The organism is Aureimonas sp. AU12, from assembly GCF_001463705.1.
Classification (GTDB): domain Bacteria; phylum Pseudomonadota; class Alphaproteobacteria; order Rhizobiales; family Rhizobiaceae; genus Aureimonas.
In genome coordinates this window covers 1-17,799 of sequence record NZ_BBWH01000054.1, presented here as the reverse complement: position 1 = coordinate 17,799, position 17,799 = coordinate 1, and the positions used below count along the sequence as shown (strand labels likewise).

Annotated in this window: 11 protein-coding genes and 5 pseudogenes; 9 read left to right on the top strand and 7 right to left on the bottom strand. The window is 61.6% G+C overall.

Going from position 1 to position 17,799, the window contains the following annotated elements; genetic code table 11:
- Positions 1 to 162 precede the first annotated feature (162 nt).
- The 4 genes from AUL33_RS20755 to AUL33_RS20740 are packed head-to-tail and all read left to right on the top strand — an operon-like array spanning position 163 to position 4,875.
- Positions 163 to 1,704, top strand: a complete 1,542-nt coding sequence (locus tag AUL33_RS20755; protein ID WP_062213030.1) for an ABC transporter substrate-binding protein — start codon at positions 163 to 165, stop codon at positions 1,702 to 1,704.
- On the top strand, positions 1,701 to 2,639 hold the full coding sequence (locus AUL33_RS20750) for an ABC transporter permease (protein WP_062213027.1): 939 nt from the start codon (positions 1,701 to 1,703) through the stop codon (positions 2,637 to 2,639). Before AUL33_RS20755 ends, AUL33_RS20750 begins: the two co-directional genes overlap by 4 nt.
- Positions 2,636 to 3,454, top strand: coding sequence for an ABC transporter permease (locus tag AUL33_RS20745; protein WP_062213024.1), 819 nt, complete (start codon positions 2,636 to 2,638; stop codon positions 3,452 to 3,454). The genes AUL33_RS20750 and AUL33_RS20745 overlap by 4 nt, the downstream gene beginning before the upstream one ends.
- Positions 3,451 to 4,875, top strand: coding sequence for an ABC transporter ATP-binding protein (locus AUL33_RS20740; protein ID WP_062213021.1), 1,425 nt, complete (start codon positions 3,451 to 3,453; stop codon positions 4,873 to 4,875). The genes AUL33_RS20745 and AUL33_RS20740 overlap by 4 nt, the downstream gene beginning before the upstream one ends.
- A 177-nt stretch (positions 4,876 to 5,052) precedes the next feature.
- Here the strand turns inward: AUL33_RS20740 and AUL33_RS20735 are convergent, their stop codons facing one another.
- Complete coding sequence (locus AUL33_RS20735) at positions 5,053 to 5,976, bottom strand: AEC family transporter (protein ID WP_062213018.1); 924 nt, start codon at positions 5,974 to 5,976, stop codon at positions 5,053 to 5,055.
- Positions 5,977 to 6,316: 340 nt separating this feature from the next.
- Here AUL33_RS20735 and AUL33_RS20730 point away from each other — a divergent pair, with 340 nt between their 5' ends.
- Complete coding sequence (locus AUL33_RS20730) at positions 6,317 to 7,204, top strand: LysR family transcriptional regulator (protein WP_062213013.1); 888 nt, start codon at positions 6,317 to 6,319, stop codon at positions 7,202 to 7,204.
- A gap of 171 nt (positions 7,205 to 7,375) precedes the next feature.
- Here AUL33_RS20730 and AUL33_RS20725 read toward each other — a convergent pair whose 3' ends face one another.
- A complete protein-coding gene (locus tag AUL33_RS20725) occupies positions 7,376 to 8,059 on the bottom strand; it encodes an OmpW family protein (RefSeq protein ID WP_192843246.1) in 684 nt (227 codons plus the stop codon).
- Between the two features lie 332 nt (positions 8,060 to 8,391).
- Between AUL33_RS20725 and AUL33_RS20720 the strand changes: the two genes are divergently transcribed.
- Entirely contained in the window at positions 8,392 to 9,582 is a 1,191-nt protein-coding gene (locus AUL33_RS20720; protein ID WP_062213007.1) for a diguanylate cyclase, read from the top strand.
- A 65-nt stretch (positions 9,583 to 9,647) separates the two neighbouring features.
- Here the strand turns inward: AUL33_RS20720 and AUL33_RS21850 are convergent.
- Together AUL33_RS21850 and AUL33_RS23060 are read right to left on the bottom strand one after the other, a co-directional pair.
- Positions 9,648 to 10,323, bottom strand: a pseudogene (locus tag AUL33_RS21850) (IS5 family transposase); the annotation flags it as partial.
- Between the two features lie 716 nt (positions 10,324 to 11,039).
- A complete protein-coding gene (locus AUL33_RS23060; RefSeq protein ID WP_374754459.1) occupies positions 11,040 to 11,147 on the bottom strand; it encodes a hypothetical protein in 108 nt (35 codons plus the stop codon).
- 411 nt (positions 11,148 to 11,558) lie between these two features.
- Between AUL33_RS23060 and AUL33_RS21840 the strand changes: the two are divergent.
- Positions 11,559 to 12,187, top strand: a pseudogene (locus AUL33_RS21840) (IS3 family transposase); the annotation flags it as partial.
- A 151-nt stretch (positions 12,188 to 12,338) separates the two neighbouring features.
- Here the strand turns inward: AUL33_RS21840 and AUL33_RS20700 are convergent.
- Together AUL33_RS20700 and AUL33_RS20695 are read right to left on the bottom strand one after the other, a co-directional pair.
- Positions 12,339 to 14,372, bottom strand: a complete 2,034-nt coding sequence (locus AUL33_RS20700; protein ID WP_082652792.1) for a methyl-accepting chemotaxis protein — start codon at positions 14,370 to 14,372, stop codon at positions 12,339 to 12,341.
- 471 nt (positions 14,373 to 14,843) lie between these two features.
- A pseudogene (locus tag AUL33_RS20695) lies at positions 14,844 to 15,209 on the bottom strand (transposase); the annotation flags it as partial.
- A 245-nt stretch (positions 15,210 to 15,454) separates the two neighbouring features.
- On the opposite strand from AUL33_RS20695, the gene AUL33_RS22385 reads away from it, so the two are divergent.
- Entirely contained in the window at positions 15,455 to 15,619 is a 165-nt protein-coding gene (locus AUL33_RS22385) for a hypothetical protein (protein WP_156419540.1), read from the top strand.
- A gap of 76 nt (positions 15,620 to 15,695) precedes the next feature.
- Here the strand turns inward: AUL33_RS22385 and AUL33_RS20690 are convergent.
- Positions 15,696 to 16,965: pseudogene (locus AUL33_RS20690) on the bottom strand (IS256 family transposase).
- Positions 16,966 to 17,088: 123 nt separating this feature from the next.
- On the opposite strand from AUL33_RS20690, the pseudogene AUL33_RS22870 reads away from it, so the two are divergent.
- Positions 17,089 to 17,799, top strand: a pseudogene (locus AUL33_RS22870) (DDE-type integrase/transposase/recombinase); the annotation flags it as partial.

The window sequence follows — 17,799 nt, the reverse complement described above, 5'->3', positions numbered from 1 at the left end:
AACGCATCCGCGATGACGATGCCTTCCATTCGCGAAGGCGGCCCCTGCCTTTCCGAACTGACCGACTCGAACGACACATGACGAGATCGCTGCGATCCCTTCGCGTCCCCACACTCACGCCAGCCAGCATCTCCCTTCATCCAACACTGACGGACCTGTCCCATGATCCGATCCGCCCTCGTCTCCCGCCTCGCGGTACCGCTTCTCCTCGGCGCCTCGCTGCTCGCAGCCCATCCCGCCGCTGCCGCCGGTGACCGCGTTTTCGACATCGTCGCGCCCTTCGAGATCGGCGGGGCCGACCCGTCTTTGTCCGGCTTCATCTTCCAGCGCATGCAGGTGGGCGAGACGCTGGTCGAGGTCGACCTCGAGGGCAAGCCGCAGCCCGGGCTCGCCACCGCATGGACGGTATCGGCGGACGGCCTCACCTGGACGCTGGCCATCCGAGACGGCGTGCGCTTCCATGACGGGACCACGCTCACCGCGGAGCTTGCGGCCGCCTCCCTCAACCGCGCCCGCGCCAAGCCGGGCGTCCTCGAACGCGCCAGGATCGAAAGCATCGCGGCCGAGACCGGCGCCGTCGTGATCCGGCTGGGCGAGCCCTTCGCCCCGCTCTGGGCGCTCCTCGCGCATTACTCGACGATCGTTCTCGCACCGTCGTCGCTGGCCGCCGACGGGACGGTGAGCCAGGTGGTCGCGACCGGACCCTACCGGATCACCCGGCTCGAAGCCCCGCAGCGCCTGGAGGTCGCGGCCTTCGAAGGCTATTGGGGCGGCAAGCCAGCGATCGAAGCGGCGACCTATCTGGCGGCCGGGCGCGGCGAGACGCGCACCCTGATGATCGAGGGCGGCGACGCGGACCTGGCATTTCAGCTCGACCCGCCGAGCATCGCCCGGCTGAAGCGGAACGGCGCGGTGGAGGTCCTCAAGGCGCCCTTGCCGCGCGTCATGCAGCTCAAGATCAACGCCGCGATGCCGCCCTTCGATAGCGTGGAGGGCCGCACGGCCTTAAGCGAGGCGATCCAGCGCGAAGGGCTCGCCGCGGCGCTTCTGCGGGCGCCCGGCACCGGGGCGACGCAGCTCTTCCCGCCGAGCGTCGAGGCCTGGCACGATCCCGCGCTCGTGCCGCTCGCCACCGACCCCGAGCGCGCGAAGGCGCGGCTGGCGGCGCTCGGATGGGTTCCCGGCGCCGGTGGCATCGCCGAGAAGGACGGCAAGCCGCTGCGCGTGAAGCTCATGACCTATGCCGACCGTCCCGAACTGCCGCTGATCGCCACCGCGCTTCAGGATCAGTTCCGCCAGGTGGGGATCGACGTCGAGGTCTCGGTCGCCAACGCCTCTTCCATCCCGGCGGGCCATCAGGACGGCACGCTGCAGCTGGCGCTGGCGGCCCGCAACTACTCGCTCGTGCCCGACCCGTTCGTGACCCTTCTCGGCGACTTCCGGAAAGGCGGATCGGACTGGGGCTCGATGAACTGGGACGATCCGGCCTTCCATCGCTCGATGCAGGCGCTGCTCACGGCAACCGATCCGGGCGAGCAGGCGCGCCTTCGCCATGAGATCGCCGGCATCCTCCAGCGCGACCTGCCCGTGATTCCCGTGGTCTGGTACGAGCAGACGGCGGCGGTGACGAAGGCCGTCGAGGGCGCGGCGATCGATCCCTTCGAGCGCTCCTTCGGCCTCGCCGGGATGGCGTGGAAGCCATGATCCGCAGTCTCGTCCATCGCCTTCTCCAGGCCGGCTTCGTGGCGCTCACCGTGGGCGCTCTCACCTTCGCGCTGATGCGCCTCCTGCCCGGCGACATGGCCTATCGGATCGCCGCGGGCCGCTATGGCTACGATCTCGTCTCCACCGATGCGGCTGCGGCCGTGCGGGCAGAACTCGGCCTCGACCAGCCGGGATGGACGGCGCTCGGCCGGTGGCTCTGGGACCTCGTGACGCTCGATCTCGGCCGCTCGCTCGTCTCGGGCGAACCGGTGGTGCATGAACTCGCCCACCAGTTCGGCGCCTCGCTGATCCTCGCCGCCTCGGCCATCGCGCTGTCGCTGATCATCGGGCTCCCCCTCGGCATGATGGCCGGGCGCCGCGCCGGCGGTGCGCTCGACCGGGTGCTTCTCGTCGCGGCGGTCGTGCTGCGCGCCCTGCCGCCTTTCGTGCTCGGCCTCCTCCTGGTCCTCGTCTTCGCCCTCTCGCTCGGGCTCATGCCGGCGGCCGGCCACGGCCATGGCGGCCATCTCGTCCTGCCGGCGCTGACGCTCGCGCTCGGGCTCGCCGCAGTGTCCTCGCGCGTGACGCGCGACGCGACGGCCGAAGTCGTCGCGTCGCCCTTCTATGCCTTCGCGCGGCTGAAGGGGCTGCCCGAACGGCACATCTTCCCGCGCCATGGCCTGCGCAACGTCTCGGTGCCCGTGGTCACCTATCTCGGCGTCCAGCTCGCGATGCTCATCGAAGGCGTCGTGGTGGTGGAGACGCTCTTCGCCTGGCCGGGCATCGGGCATGCGCTCGTCCATGCCATCGTCCAGCGCGACGTTCCGATGGTGCAGGGCGCGGCACTCGTCATGGGCCTGACCTTCGTCGCCCTCAACGCCGGCGTGGATCTTCTCAACGCCCGGCTCGACCCGCGCGGGGGATCCTTCGCATGAGCCTCGCCGACACGCTTCCCGTCGTCGCCGAACGGCCGCGCCGCTTGCCTCGCCTCGGCGTGGCGCTGCTTCTGGGTCTCGTCGCCTTCGCCGCCCTCACTCCCCTCCTGTCTTCGGTCGACCCGGGGCGCCAGGACTACGGCGCGATCCTGTCGGGCGCGAGCGCTGACCATCCGCTCGGGACCGATCATCTCGGGCGCGACATGCTGGCCCGGCTCGGCGCGGCGCTCCGCCTTTCGCTCGGCCTGGCGCTTCTCAGCGTGGTGACCGCCGGGATCCCCGGAACCCTTCTCGGCATCCTCGCGGCCTGGAAGGGCGGGTGGACGGATCGCCTGCTATCGATCGTCTGCGACATCGTCCTGTCGCTGCCGGGGCTTCTTCTGGTGCTGCTCGTCAGCGCGATCTTTCCCGGCTCCTTCGCGGCGATCTACGGCTCGATCTCGCTCGTGCTCTGGATCGAGTATTTCCGCATGTCGCGGGCCACCGCCCGCTCGATCCTCGCCTCGCCCGCCGTCGAGGCCTCGCGTCTCCTCGGCTTCGGGCCGGCCTACATCGTGCGCCACCACCTCTGGCCGGAGTTGTCGCCCGTGCTCTTCACCGTGGCGGCCTTCGGCGCGTCCACGGCGATCATGGCGGTGGCCGCGCTCGGCTTCGTCTCGGTCGGGCTGCGCCCGCCCACGGCCGAACTCGGCCTGATGATGACCGAGCTCCTGCCCTATTACGCGGAGGCCCCGTGGATCCTGCTGCAGCCGATCCTGGCGGTGTTCCTGCTCGTCCTGTCCCTCAACCTCCTGGCAGGATACCGCTCGCGATGACCGCGCTTCTTACCATCGACGACGTCTCGGTCCATGCGGGGGCGCAGCGCATCGTGGCGCCGACCAGCCTCTCGCTGTCGCTCTCGCGTCCCCTGACCCTCATCGGCGAGACCGGATCGGGCAAGAGCCTGCTGGCGCAGGCCATCGTCGGCAATCTGCCCGATGGCCTCTCGGCCCGTGGCCGGATCGCGATCGGCGATCTCGCCGAGGAGGCCGGCGCCACCGGACGTCGCTCGCTCTGGGGGCACGCCATCACCGTGCTTCCGCAGGAGCCCTGGCTCAGCCTCGACCCGACGATGCGCGCTCGGCGCCAGGTCGAGGAGACGCACAGGCTCGTGGCCGGCCGCCCGGCTTCCGAGGCCGAACAGACCGGCGCGGCGGACCTTGCCAGCGTCGGCCTCGGCGAGGCGGCAGCGCGGTATCCGTTCGAGCTTTCTGGGGGCATGGCGCAGCGCCTCGCCTTCGTCGCCGCCAAGGCGGGCGGCGCGCCGATCGTCATCGCCGACGAGCCGACCAAGGGTCTCGACGCCGCCCGTGTCGGGGACGTCGTCGATCTCCTTCGCAAGGGGATCGAGACCGGCGGGGGCCTGCTGACGATCACCCACGATCTCGAGGTGGCGCGCCGGCTCGGCGGCGACGTCGCGATCATGTGGAAGGGCGAGATCGTCGAGCGCGGCTCCGCGGAGACCGTGTTGTCGGCGCCGGACCATCCCTACACCCGCACCCTTCTCGCCGCCGATCCCCGGCAATGGCCGGGGCGCGACCCCGGCGGGGCTGGCGCCACCGGCGCCGATGCCGTCTTCGAGCTTCGGGACCTCGCGGTCTCGCGCGGCGGACGGCAGCTCTTCGCGGATCTGTCGCTGCGCGTGCATCCGGGCGAGATCGTCGGGCTGACCGGCCCGAGCGGCTGCGGCAAGTCGACCCTCGGCGATGCCGTGCTCGGCCTCGTGCGGCCGGATGCCGGATCGGTGCACCGCGCCGGCGGCCTGTCGCCGACCGCCTTCCAGAAGCTCTACCAGGATCCCGTCCTGGCGTTCCCGCCACGTCGACAGCTGCGCCGCACGCTGGCCGACCTCGTGGCGCGGCACCGACTGGACGACCATCGGATCGGCGAGTTGATGCAGCGTCTGCGACTGCACCCGAGCCTCCTCGATCGCATGCCGGGGCAGGTTTCGGGCGGCGAACTCCAGCGGTTCTCGCTGCTGCGCGTGCTTCTGTTGAAGCCGGCGCTGATCGTCGCGGACGAGCCGAGTTCGCGGCTCGACCTGATCACCCAGAAGGAGATGATCGACATGATCGTGGAAGCCGCCGATCGCGACGGCTGCGCGGTCATCCTCGTCACGCATGACGAGGCGTTGGCTAAAGCGGTCTGCGGCCAGCGCATCAGGCTGGGTGAAGGCGGTTCGGGCATAGCGGCCTGAACCTTGTGTGTGATGGCGAAAGTGGTCGCCTCTGCTGTTCAACCTCGCTAGGCTTCCGGTGTTCTCATTCAGCACGGAGCCGGACATAAGCATACAGCCGCCGCGAGGGGGAACTGGACCTGACGGCGACCGCTGAGCGGTCCCGTTCCACATAGGCAACTGACCGTTTCGTTGAGCCTATGTCCAGTTGCTCAGCCCAATCAGGACCAGTGGAAGCGCGACGAGCGCGATCACCGTCTGAACCGCGGTTATCCCCGCCATCAACGGTGCATTGCCCCCGAGTTGACGAGCCATAATGTAAGCTGATGATGCGGTGGGTAGAGCCTGGAAGAGAAGTGCGGTTGTCAGCGCCGGCCCGTTCAGGCCAACACCGAGCCCCACTGCCAGTGTGACCGACGGCATGGCGACGAACTTGACCAGGGACGAGTAGGTGACTGGGCCAACCCACTGACGAGCAGAGTGAAAGTTCAGAGCAGATCCAACGCACAGAAGACCCAGCGGAAGCGATGCGGCCCCTAGCGCCTTTAGCGCGGGCTCCAGCCCGGGTGGAAGGCCCAAGCCAACGAGCTGAAAGGCGATCCCCCCGAGCGACGACAGCACGAGTGGATTGGTCGCGAGCTGGCGCGCGATGCCGCGCTTGGTGAGCTGCGCCGATCCGTATCGTGCAAAAACAAGGACGCAGAGGACGTTCACTGTCGGTACGATCGCCGCGTTGCAGATGGCCGCCAGTGCGATGCCTTTCATTCCGAACAGTCCCGCTGCCAGCGTGACACCAACATAATTGTTGAAGCGCACGCTGCCTTGAAAAAGGGATGTGAAGGATGGGCCGTCGAGCCGAGAGAATGAGCGCAGACCGATCACGGTTCCGGCAACCGCCAGCGTGGACACGATAAGAGTTCCCGCAAGTTCCTTGACGGGAAGCGCTTGGAGATCAGCCGTCGCCAACCCGTGGAAGAACAGGCTCGGCAGCAGGACGAAATAGCCAAGCCGTTCAGCCTGCGGCCAGAACCCTTTGTCGAGAAAACAGCGGACTCGCAGGAAGAAACCGAAACCGATCAGGACGACGATCGGTAAGAGGGCGTAGACGATGGTCTCGGTCATGGCCGCAGTCCAAAAGCGGACACGAATTTTCGGCATGCCTTCTCGAGGCTCGCCCGATCGGTCACGCAAGAACCTCGCGGCTGTCCTCTATCGCGTAAGGCGGTGTCAGAAATGGTCGTCGCGCCTGCCTGACGCATGGACGGCCGAATGGAGAAGCGATGGATGAAGACATTGTCGTTCCCCTCAAGGTTGGTTCGTTCACGACCTAGCGGAAAAGGGCATCCCAGGATAAATGCTATCTTCTCGTCCATACGATGAGGTTTCGTCATCGGTCGAATACCTGAATGGAAATTCAACTCGCGAATGCGTTCCTTATCAGTACGGCAGGCGTAGAAAGCCTATGTCCCTTCGTGCGTTTAAAACCCTCGTTGCCATCGCTAACCATGGTTCCTTCGCGCGCGCCGGAAATGCCGTCGGCCTCACGCAATCCGCCGTCAGTCTTCAGGTAAAGTCGCTGGAAGAACAGTTCGGAATGCCACTGTTCGATCGGTCCCGACGCCGCCCCCAGCTCACCGAAGCCGGACGCATCGTGTTGCGACGAGCGCATGAGATTTTGACGCTTTACGAGGGGATCGCGGGCGAGTTGGGCGGCGAGCATGCTCTGGCAGGTCGCCTCAGACTTGGAGCGATCCAGACCGCCCTATCGGGCGTCATTCCCGATGCTTTGGTCGTGATCAGTCAGACACATCCTCGCGTCCGAGTTCACGTTTCTGCAGGAATGTCGGCTGAACTGGCGATCTTCGTGGCGACGGGCGACTTGGACGCTGCGGTGACGACCGAGCCTGTGAGGCCATACCCTGCGGGGCTTGTCTGGACGACGCTCTTCGAGGACCGATTTTGGCTCGTGGCGCCGCCGGAGTGCGCCGGGGAAATCGTCCCCGATCTGCTAACCAAACACCCGTTTATCCGCTTTGATAGTCGTGCATGGGCTGGGCGGACTATTGAGCGCGAACTCCGGCGTCAAAGGCTCGAGGTTCGTGAGGAGATGGTCCTCGACAGTCAGGAAGTCATCCTGCGGATGGTCGAGAAGGGCCTCGGTGTGGCCGTCCTTCCCTTGTCGGATATGCCACCAGGCCTCCTGTGCCTACCGTTCGGCGATCCGCAGTTGGCCCGACGTGTCGTTCTCTTGGAACGAGAGGATCGCAAGGGCGGGCGGCTTGCTACGGCATTCGGCGAAGCGATCTCTGCATCCCGGCTGCACCGGCACAATTTGTTGTGTTCGGCATAAGCCTGAGGCCTAACCTATGCGCGTTGGACTCAATCCCTTTCAGCCGAAGCGCCTTGAACGAACACTTTCTAAAATATGTAACGGACAGACCTGAACCCAAAAAGTCCGAACGCGCGCAATCACGTTATTAGACCCCAAAAATATGCTGTAGCGCCTGAAAAAGTGAGGAGCTTAAAACCGATATCCGATCCCGACACCTGCGAAAACCATGTTGGAGTCGGAAACAAAGGTTGCACTTTGGCTCTCGTACGTCTGCTCAGGAACGAAGAGATACTTTGCAACTGCGTTCCCAAACCAGTTTCCTGCAATCTGGTAGTCGGCACCGGCTTGGATCATGATGCTCGTCTGCGCCGACACACTGAAGTCTGTGATGCCTTCATCTGGCTTGATGGAGACGGGACGCGAGTAGCTGATGCCGGCTCCGAGATAGGGGTTGAAACGCGCTTCCGGCATGAAATGGTACTGGACGGACGCAGCTCCTGCCGCGCTCCAGATGCTCCCGATATCAAAATCGCCGATGAACGAGCCGACGATGCGGGGACGCGTTCGAATGATGCCCGCTTGGCCTTCGATGGAGATGTGGTCTGTGAGAAAATAGGCGATCTGCAAATCCGGAAGCAGCATATCGGGCACATTGATGTGACCGCCGATCAATCCGACGGTCGAGGTTTCGTTCACCGGCATCAGACCCGCGATCCGACCTCGGACAAGCCAATTGCCAGCTTTTAATCCCTGTGTGGCCATAGGCGGAGCGAGATCCTGGTCGAACTGATCGGCAGCCTGTGCAGATGACCATGACAGCGCGAGCCCCTGGATCAACATTGCTGCGGCAAAACATACTGACTTTATAGCCATTTCGACACATCCTGCACAATTCATTCGTCAACTTTACAAGCTAAAAAGCTTGGTAACGCTTATAGCAATGGTCTAAATTTGTCGTATCTACATCGCATTAATACATCGTATTTATAACTTACTAATCGTAACATCAAAATGTATTTGATATAAAATTTAATCTATGGATATTTACGTGATATTGAAAATTCTGTGATGCACTCAAGGTCGTTGATGGCAAGCGCTGTTCCGGTGGAGGCTGTAAGTCCGAAACGAACGGAAGCCTGAAGCGTGCTAGGACTTCCCAGAGCGCATACTTTTCAGCATCAAACGATCAAGATGGATCGCGCGTCATGCCTTTTGATCTCGAGACGCTGCATCTGTCGAGTGCGCTCAGTCGCGGCGCCTACCTCGTCGTGTTCCTGGTCGTCGCCCTGCGGCAACCGCGCGAATTGTGTCTGTGGCACTGGATCGGCGCGATCCTGACTTCCATGATCGGATCGGCGTTAATGGCTGCCGTTCCGCCGACCCGATGGCTCACGTCCGGCGAGGCGTTGATCATCTATACGTGCTACGCTGCCAGCCTCATCTTATCATGGAGCGGGCTGCGCCTTTTCAACCAGCGCAGGATCGCTCCCGCGATCGTGATGTCCATGATCGCCCTGCCGGGTATCGCCTATGTCACAGCGCTGGTAGTCGGCGTTCCGATGCGGTCAGCGCTCGCGAGCGTCTTCGTCCTGATGGCCGTTTATGCGGGCGTGGGTGCGGTCGAAGCGGTACGCCGCAAGCCTGAACAGCGTCTCTGGTCGGCCTACATCGTGTCTGCAACGCTTTCCCTTTATGCATTGACGCTGTCGGCGACGCTCGTGATGCTGCTGGGTACCGACATTCCGATGAACTCGACCGAAAGCGCGATGATCTCCATGATCGTCGATCAGGCGTCCGGGATCCTTGTCTACTTCGGCTATATCGCCATGGCCAAGGAGCACGCGGTCCTCATGCTCGAGCAGATCGCCGCGACCGACCCGTTGACGGGTCTCGTCAATCGTCGCGGGTTTCAGGCAGCGCTCGCACGGCGCCTAGAGCGCTCTACTGGCCGGGAATTCGCCGGCATTCTGATGGCCGACATCGATCATTTCAAGTCGATCAACGACACACATGGGCACGAGGCGGGGGATGCGGTGCTCATCACCTTCGCACAGCGGCTGAGTGAGGCCCTAAGAAAGCACGATATCGTGGCACGTTGGGGTGGCGAAGAGTTCCTGGCGGTCCTGCCGGATGTCGGCACTGGCCCGATGGCAGCCATTGCCGAACAGTTGCGCCAGGTCATCGAGGCTGAACCCTTTCTCCTGCCGAATGGAAAGCCAATTCGGATCACCATCAGCATCGGGATCAGCGAGATGCCGCCCGCTTTAACCCATTTCGAGCCGGCAACGCGGCGCGCCGATGGCGCACTCTATGATGCCAAACGAAATGGGCGCAACAAGGTCTGCCGAACTCCCTACGAATCGGAGGTTATGATTTCGACGGCGATGCAAGCTTAGTCGCCTCTGGCGTGACCCCCTGAATTTCAGCACGGATGGCTAGGGTCAGGACTCGTTGATCAGAGCTAGAATAGGACGGTAGCTGCGAGCGCGATGGCGGAGAAGAAGACCATCGGACACTGACCGTAACGGGTGGCGACGCGTCGCCAGTCCTTCAGACGTCAGAACATGTTCTCCATGCGGCTATGGTGTCTGTAGCGGCGCTTGTCGTATTTAACGGGCTCAATCCGCGATTTGTGACCGGGAATGCAGGCCTGGATGCCGTTTGCCTCCAAGGCATCTTGGAACCGAGCGGCGTCGTAACCATGATCGCCGAGCAGCCATTGCGCCTTCGGCAAATCGTCCAGCAAAGCTGCCGCACCTGTATAATCGCTGACCTGCCCAGCGGTCATGTAGAAACTCAAGGCGCGACCGTTTATATCCGTGACGGCGTGGAGCTTGGTGTTCATGCCGCCCTTAGTGCGGCCGATCAGTCGTCCAAGCCCCTTTTTTTAACCCGTAGGCTCGATGCCGCGCGGTGGGCCTTCAGGCAGGTCGCGTCGATCATCACCGTCTTCTGCTCGGCCCCCGCGGCAGCCAGCCCTTCCATCATGCGCACGAAGATCCCCATCACGCCCCAGCGTTTCCAGCGATTGTACAACGTCTCGGCGGGACCATAGTCCTTTGGTGAGCACAGCCCGTTGCAATTGACAAGATGATGCCGCTCAGAACCCGCTGGTCATCGACCCTCGGCTTGCTGTGTCACGGGTTTTCGTCAGCGCTATATTGGCGGTAGGGCTTCGCGCCCTTTGCATATCGAGGGCGAAGAGAAGCTGTATCGGTATATCCTTTCACGTCAGCTGGTCGGGAGTATCGAACATTTCACATAAGATAACGGTCGCCATTCGTCAGTCGCTTGTTAGTCGAACACCAAGCGGTGTCAGGCTGACATATCCCTCCGTATCAGAGCGTTGGATAAATGTCCTGAGCAGGCAATCTGCTAAGATTTCCTCTGCTTCCTCGCCCCCAGTCTTGAGAAGGCGATCAATCGACGCCATGCCAGCCTCTGCTTCAAACTTACGGACGAGATAAAGAAAGCAAACAGGCATTGTAAAAGCGCTCAATTTTACACGTGGCGCGAATGCCATGCACTATGGTCAAATAAAAAACGACGAGATATTTCACGCCGTTTGGCTTCGTATCAGATGTCATCAACTAAAACAATTAAATGGCATTCAGTATTTTGCTTTTTTAATAGATATGACTCTATATGTTAGGCTTGCAATAATTTACGTTTCAATCAAAAGGAAGTCGTATACCGCATCCTCCCCCGCTGATTGCGCTTTTTCTGTTATGGAATGCTTGTATACTAAGATAACCGTAAGCTTTGGGGCGTGGTCATTATGAGACGATCAGAGTGAACGTTAGACGGAAAGTCGGACCGACGGCGGTTCTGGCCGGGAACGGAAGAAAGGGCGTCAGCCCCCAACCCGCACCACCGTCATGCCGAGCTTCCTGGCCTTGCAGTTGGCAGTCAATTGGGCGGCGATCAGGTCCGCACCGGTGGGGCTGCCACCGTGCATCAGAACCGTGTCGGGGTAGCGCCTGCGGACCGTGTCGAGCTTCGTCTAGATCAGGTCGTGGTCGTTGAAGTCGGCGCCGCCGGCGAAGCGGATCTTGGTGCAGGTTGGGTTAGTGCAACTCGTTCTCGGACCGGGCCTTGGCGGTAAGGAAGTCACGCGACTGGATTATGGCGCTGATGACGTTAACGTGGGAGGCTTTGGAGCCGGTGCGGGGCAGCCAGGGTGAATCGATTATCGCATCGTAGTGCTGGGCGGCGAGGTCGCGCATAGTCTCGGAGGCGTTGCGGGCTTCGGTGAAAGTGCCGCCTGGACTTGGCTTGGAAAGTGGAGTTCTTCGCAAGAAAAGAGGAGCATTTCAGGCGCAAGCCGCAGCGCCGGTTCGGCAATGAGTTCGAGGCAGAGGCCATTCGTCTGATGGAGACGAGCGGGCGCACATAGCGTGAGATCGCCGAGGACCTTGGCATCGGACGTTCGACGTTGCGCCGCCGGCTCGACAAGCGTCAGCAGTGTGATTTGGAAGCGCCGCCTCCCGAGCGCCAAGAGGACATGGCGGCCGAGCTGAAGCGGCTGCGGCTGCGGCTCGAGACGAGTTCCTTCGCCAAGAGCGCGAGATCCTGAAGAGGGCCGCGACTTTTCGCCAAGGAGGGAAGTTGATGAGGTTCCGTCTCATCTACGCGGCGAAGAAGAATTTCCTTGTCCAGCGCCTGTGCAAGGTCCTCGGCGTCAGTTCGAACGGCTACTTCGCTTAGAAGAAGCGTCCGGCTTGTCACCGTCAGCGTACCGAGTTGATGCTGCTCGCCTACGTTCGGGCAGCCTTTGCCCTGTCGAATGGGACCTATGGCAGCCCGCGCATGGTGCACGAGCTCCGCGACGCTGTCTTGCCGATCGGGCGCCGGCGCGTTGCCCGTCTGATGCGCCAGAACGGTATGAAAGCCGGGAAGAAGCGGCGCTTCCAGCGCACCACCGACAGCCTTCCCGCCTTCCCGATCGCGCCGAACCTCCTGGATCAGGACTTCGCGGCGACCGGTCCGAACCAGAAATGGGCTTTCGGCCCATGCCAGCATAAGCCTGTCGGTTGAGAGGGTGCGGACATCTCCTACGTAAAGATGGCGCCGCCAAAGCCGGGGATCAAACACCTAACATTCTGACGGACCATTCAGTGAGGGCCGATCACTCCCATCAATGGGTCCTACCTTACGCGCTCCGACGTTCGAAGCGGCCATCAAACTCCAGTTCCAAGCCTTTCTCACGCCCCGAAGCAGGCTGCCGCGTCTTGGCAACGTTATCGGCGTTGAGAGAACTCACTCGTTCCTGGAGAGCGTGTACGGTTTCTCTTCCGCCGGCCTTTTGCGACACAAAACCGGTGCCCGCTAGATTTCCAGTCTGGAAGAAGCTGGCGCGTTCGCTCAAGCGCGAGGCTTCTGTCGATAGCTGTACAGCGGTGGCGGACATTTCGTTGGCTGCACCGGCATTCGATTGAGTGACCTGATCGAGCTGAACGATCGCTTGATTGATTTGATCGGCGCCGACAGACTGCTCTCGGCATGCCGCCGAAATTTCGGAGACAAGCTCCGCCGTCCGCTCAATATCGGGTACCAGTGATTCTAGCATACGGCCCGCTTCGTCGGTTACCGACAAGGTTTCATCAGACAATCTGGCGATCTCGACAGCTGCTTCCTGCGAGCGTTCCGCAAGCTTGCGCACTTCCGATGCAACGACCGCAAAACCCTTCCCGTGCGCACCAGCACGAGCCGCCTCGATCGCGGCATTGAGCGCCAGAAGGTCGGTCTGTCTAGCAATTTCTTGAACGATCCTGATACGATCCGAGATCGTGCGAACAGCCTCAACCGAACGGGCCACCGCCTCGCCGCCGCGGCGCGCCTTCTCCGAAGCCTCCTGGGAGATGCGCTCGCCTTGCAACGCATTCTCGGACGTCTGGCGCAGGTTGGCTGTCATCTCTTCAATCGCCGCCGACGCTTCTTCAGACGCCGCCGCCTGTTCTGTTGAGCCCGACGATAGCTGCTCGGCGGTCGCCGCTGATTGGGTTGATCCGGACGCAACCTGCTGGGCCGACGATTGCACGTCGAGGACTATCTCTCGAAGCTTCTCCGTCATCGCGGCCATAGCCCGCTGCAGATCCGCGATCTCGTCAGTGCCCTTGGCGTTCAGGTTCTGAGCCAAGTCACCTGAACCAATCGCCACCGCCAAATCGGCTGAGCGGCGAAGGCGCCGTGCGATCGACAGAGACATCCATGTCGCAAGTCCCAGCCCAGCCATGATAGCCCCACTCAAGAGAAGGAGAAGGGTTCGGTTGGACGAAGCGATAGAATTACTAATGTCACCAACGAAGCCGTTAGCAACGTTCCCGGCACGTTCGTTGAGTTGGGCGACGCTATCTCGCAGTGTGTTGGCTGGCTCAACTTGTGCCTTGAAGGCAGCAACTGCTGTCTCATAGCGTCGCTCCATCGTTTTCGCGACGAGAGAGTCTAGTTCTGAATGCAGCCGTGACCACTGCGTCGCCGCTGCATTCAAACGATCCATCTCGCTAGCTGCCAGTTGCGGGCGAAGAAGATTGATTTTTTCTTCAAGTAGCATGGCTTGTCGGGCCACTTCAGCTTTTGCGGTGTTCATGGCTCCCTCGTCCAATTCCACAACTGCCGTCATCATCGCCAATGCAGCCCGCAAGGCAGGTAGTTGCAACAATTCGATGCGATCGGCGAACTGCGGCAGAGCATTGGCGCCAAGATCTGCGACAGCGCGATCGAAACGAGCAAGCCCTTCGCTTGCAGTTCGGTTCGCCTTCACTGCCTCGTCGGGATCAACTGCCTGTGCCGCGGTTATTGCGACGTCCATTACGCCGCGTAGACCATCGATCTGCGGGCGAAGGCCCGCGATAGCGGCACGACCGGAGTCGGTCACGACGGCGTTCGTGTAGCGAGTCAGTTGCTCGTCCACCAGTTTCCAAGCCTCGCGGTACTGCCGAAGATCGCCTTCTCGAGCTGCCGGATCACCGTTGATCAGAATAGCACGCCCCGAGATGCGGGCCCGTGCGATACCGGTCTGGATGCCTCCGAGACCCTGCACTTGCTGGAAGGGACGATTGGCAAAGTCCAAGATCGTCTGCTCGGCACTGGCCAGTGCCCCATAACTCAGGTAGCCGATCGCCGCAGTGGCTGCCAAAATGGCGACAAAGCTGGCACCAAGTTTCATACCAATACGAATTTTCATCGAACATCTCCCGACAAGGACTACCTCTCCTTTTATTTTTCAATGTAAAAAAAATGATTAAAGCGATGAAATTATCTGAGTAAGGTATGCTTATCAAATTATTATTGCGGACAAGCAGCATCAAGATTTGTTCTATTGTTGCATGAAGACATTTGCAAAGATGAAAGACAAGAAAAATTGGCTGAGGAAATACCTTAGCGTGTAAGCAAACATCATGAAGTTGTGCAACGTCCAAGCGTTATTCTACGGCAGCTGCGGTGTGGAATGGAGTGGTGTGAAGTGGCATTCAAATTAATTTTTGGATGAGGAATCAGTCGTGTTCTTAGTCAGCATCTGAATCGATACGTATTCATGCCTACTAGGTGTTTGATCTCAGGGTTTGATGGTGAGATCCTTTCCTCGAATTGGAAGGAGGCTCGGTCGTGTCCGTCAACGTGGTGGAAATTGGTGTGTAACTGAAGCGGCTCCGTTTCAGGCGGCTGCGGTGGAAAGTCGGACGGTTTCGGGCTTGGTGCTGGCGGCCATGAGTTCGGCCATGGGCTCGGTCTGCATGTAACGGTTCTGCGTCTGCCATTCGTCGTTGGCCTCGAGGAGGACCGCGCCGATGAGGCGGATGATGGAGCCCTCGTTCGGGAAGATGCCGACGACGTCAGCACGACGCTTCACTTCCTTGTTCAGGCGCTCCAGAGAATTGGTCGAATGGATCCGGGTGCGGTGCTGGCTGGGGAAGTCCAGATGCGCCAGCACGTCGGTCTCGCTGTCGTCGATGAAAGCCCCGAGCTTGGGGCACTTCCCACGAAGCTGATCAGCGACGTGGCGCAACGCTTGGGCCGCGCTATCTCGAGCGCCGGGCAGCGGCACGAAAAGCTCTGCCGATCGGAGAGCGCTGGAAATGGAACCTCGATTTCTAGGGTTCGGTCCGGAGCGCAAATTCAATGAAACAGAATTGATAATTCCGTTTCATCCGGCTGCGTCCTGCGAGAAGGCAACCTGACGGTTTGCCTGACGGGAACCTCAGCACGCTGCGACACCTTGTCCATCCAAGCCCGTCCTCACCGAGGCGAATTCTTGGATAGCAGTGCATGTCTGATCTCGCAAAAACCCTTGCCAACAAGGCTCTTCAGCAGCAAATCCGTCGTGTGCTGGAAAGCCAACCAGGGTTCCAGGTCGATTACGATCTGCCTGAGACCTTGCGCGACAAGCTCGAGGAGCTGGATCGGGTCGTGGCGGCCCGAGCCAAACCCTGATCTCGCATTCTGAAACACTTTTGGGTCGTGTCCGTCAACGTGGTGGAAATTGGTGTGTAACTGAAGCGGCTCCGTTTCAGGCGGCTGCGGTGGAAAGTCGGACGGTTTCGGGCTTGGTGCTGGCGGCCATGAGTTCGGCCATTGGCTCGGTCTGCATGTAACGGTTCTGCGTCTGCCATTCGTCGTTGGCCTCGAGGAGGACCGCGCCGATGAGGCGGATGATGGAGCCCTCGTTCGGGAAGATGCCGACGACGTCAGCACGACGCTTCACCTCCTTGTTCAGGCGCTCCAGGGAATTGGTCGAATGGATCCGGGTGCGGTGCTGGCTGGGGAAGTCCAGATGCGCCAGCACGTCGGTCTCGCTGTCGTCGATGAAAGCCCCGAGCTTGGGGCACTTCCCCCGGAGCTGATCAGCGACGTGGCGCAACGCTTGAGCCGCGCCAGCGCGATCGGGCTGGATGAAGGCCTGGCGTAGGGCGGCTGCCGCCATGCTCTGTTGCGCCTTCGGAACGTAGGACAGGGCGTTGCGCATCCAGTGGACTCGGCAGCGCTGCCAAGAGGCGCTGAACACCCGGCAAATAGCCGCCTTCAGCCCTTCATGGGCATCGGAGATCACGAGCTTCACGCCGGACAAGCCGCGGCGCACGAGGCTCTTGAGGAAGGTCGACCAGAAGGTCTCCGCTTCCGAAGGGCCGATGTGAAGGCCAACGATCTCGCGCTTACCGTCCGTGTTGACGGCCACGGCGATTATGTCAGCCAAATGCACAGCATTTGGCTAGGCGACCGAGACGATGCGCCCGCCCTCGCGCTGCTTCAGGTAGGTCGCGTCCAGCCAGAGATAGGGCCAATCGCCAACGAGCGGTCGATCGAGGAAGCCGCCGACGCGCTCGTCGATGTCCCCATGCCCGACAGGCAAATGCTTGCATTTGCCGATAGGGTGCAGAGCTTCGAGACCGTGCTTTTGCCGATGCCCGACAGGCCCATCGCCTGCACCAGATCGTCAACGCGCCGGGTGGACACGCCGCTGATCCAGGCCTCCTGAATGACGGCGACAAGCGCCTTCTCCGAGAGCTTCCTCGGCTCCAGGAACGGCGGAAAGTAGCTGCCTTGCCGAAGCTTTGGGATCCGAAGCTGCAAGGAGCCGAGCCGCGTGTCGAGCGAGCGGTCCCGATAGCCGTTGCGATAGGTCGCCCGGTCCAGCGTCCGCTCGTGTCGTCCGGCGCCGATCATGCCCTCCACGTCGGCCTCCATGATGAGCTGCATCACGCTCTCGGCGATCGTCCGCAGGAAATCGCCGTAACCGCCTTCGCCAGAAGCTCGGCAAGCGGTAATCTGTCCTCGGTCATCGGGTTCTCCGGTCAGGTTGAAGTCTCGCAACTCCACCTTAGCCGGCCAATCCGGTGGCCACCTCCGTCACACCGTTTGACGTCCGAATTTCCACCACCAGCGCGGACACTACCAGTGGCTCTATGGGACAGGTTCGTCACGGCAGCGCCACGACCACGCACGCCATCCGAGCAGCAATACAGCGATCGAAAGCTTCGCTCGCGACGTTGAGCTGGGAGCTGGGCATCAATCCGAAGACGGTGGCCAAGTGGCGTAAGCGTCAAACCCTGGAAGACATGAAGACAGGTCCAAACGAGCCGCGCTCAACGGTTCTGACCAAGGCCGAGGAAGCCATGGTGATTGCCTTTCGCCGGCATACGCTGCTGCCCTTCGATGACTGCCTCTACGCTTTACAGCCGACGATCCCCCACTGACGCGCTCGAGCCTGCATCGCTGCCTTCAGCGGCACGGCATATCCAGATTGCCAGATGTCGAGGGCGACAAGCCCCAGCGCCAGCGCTTCAAGCGCTATTCCATTGGTTTCTTCCACCTGGACATCGCCGAGGTGCAGACCGGCGGAGGCAAGCTATACCCTGTTCGTCGCCATTGATCGGACAAGCAAATTCGCCGTCACCCACCTGGTCGATGAAGCCGACAGGCGAACAGCCTGGGAGCTCCTCGAACACCTGCTGCAAGCCGTGCCGTATCAGATCCACACGATCCTGACCGACAAGGGCATCCAGTTCGCCGAGCAGCCGCGCAACCGTAACATCGCCTGGTCCCGGCAGATGCGCTTTGACATGATCTGCGAGGTCCACGCCATCGAGCATCGGCTGACCAAGCCGAACCACCCC

Bases quoted from the DNA above. Each gene is read 5' to 3' on its own strand.
- AUL33_RS20755 (WP_062213030.1), top strand. From the start codon at position 163: ATGATCCGATCCGCCCTCGTCTCCCGCCTCGCGGTACCGCTTCTCCTC.
- AUL33_RS20750 (WP_062213027.1), top strand. From the start codon at position 1,701: ATGATCCGCAGTCTCGTCCATCGCCTTCTCCAGGCCGGCTTCGTGGCG.
- AUL33_RS20745 (WP_062213024.1), top strand. From the start codon at position 2,636: ATGAGCCTCGCCGACACGCTTCCCGTCGTCGCCGAACGGCCGCGCCGC.
- AUL33_RS20740 (WP_062213021.1), top strand. From the start codon at position 3,451: ATGACCGCGCTTCTTACCATCGACGACGTCTCGGTCCATGCGGGGGCG.
- AUL33_RS20735 (WP_062213018.1), bottom strand. From the start codon at position 5,976: ATGACCGAGACCATCGTCTACGCCCTCTTACCGATCGTCGTCCTGATC.
- AUL33_RS20730 (WP_062213013.1), top strand. From the start codon at position 6,317: ATGTCCCTTCGTGCGTTTAAAACCCTCGTTGCCATCGCTAACCATGGT.
- AUL33_RS20725 (WP_192843246.1), bottom strand. From the start codon at position 8,059: ATGGCTATAAAGTCAGTATGTTTTGCCGCAGCAATGTTGATCCAGGGG.
- AUL33_RS20720 (WP_062213007.1), top strand. From the start codon at position 8,392: ATGCCTTTTGATCTCGAGACGCTGCATCTGTCGAGTGCGCTCAGTCGC.
- AUL33_RS20700 (WP_082652792.1), bottom strand. From the start codon at position 14,372: ATGAAAATTCGTATTGGTATGAAACTTGGTGCCAGCTTTGTCGCCATT.
- AUL33_RS22385 (WP_156419540.1), top strand. From the start codon at position 15,455: ATGTCTGATCTCGCAAAAACCCTTGCCAACAAGGCTCTTCAGCAGCAA.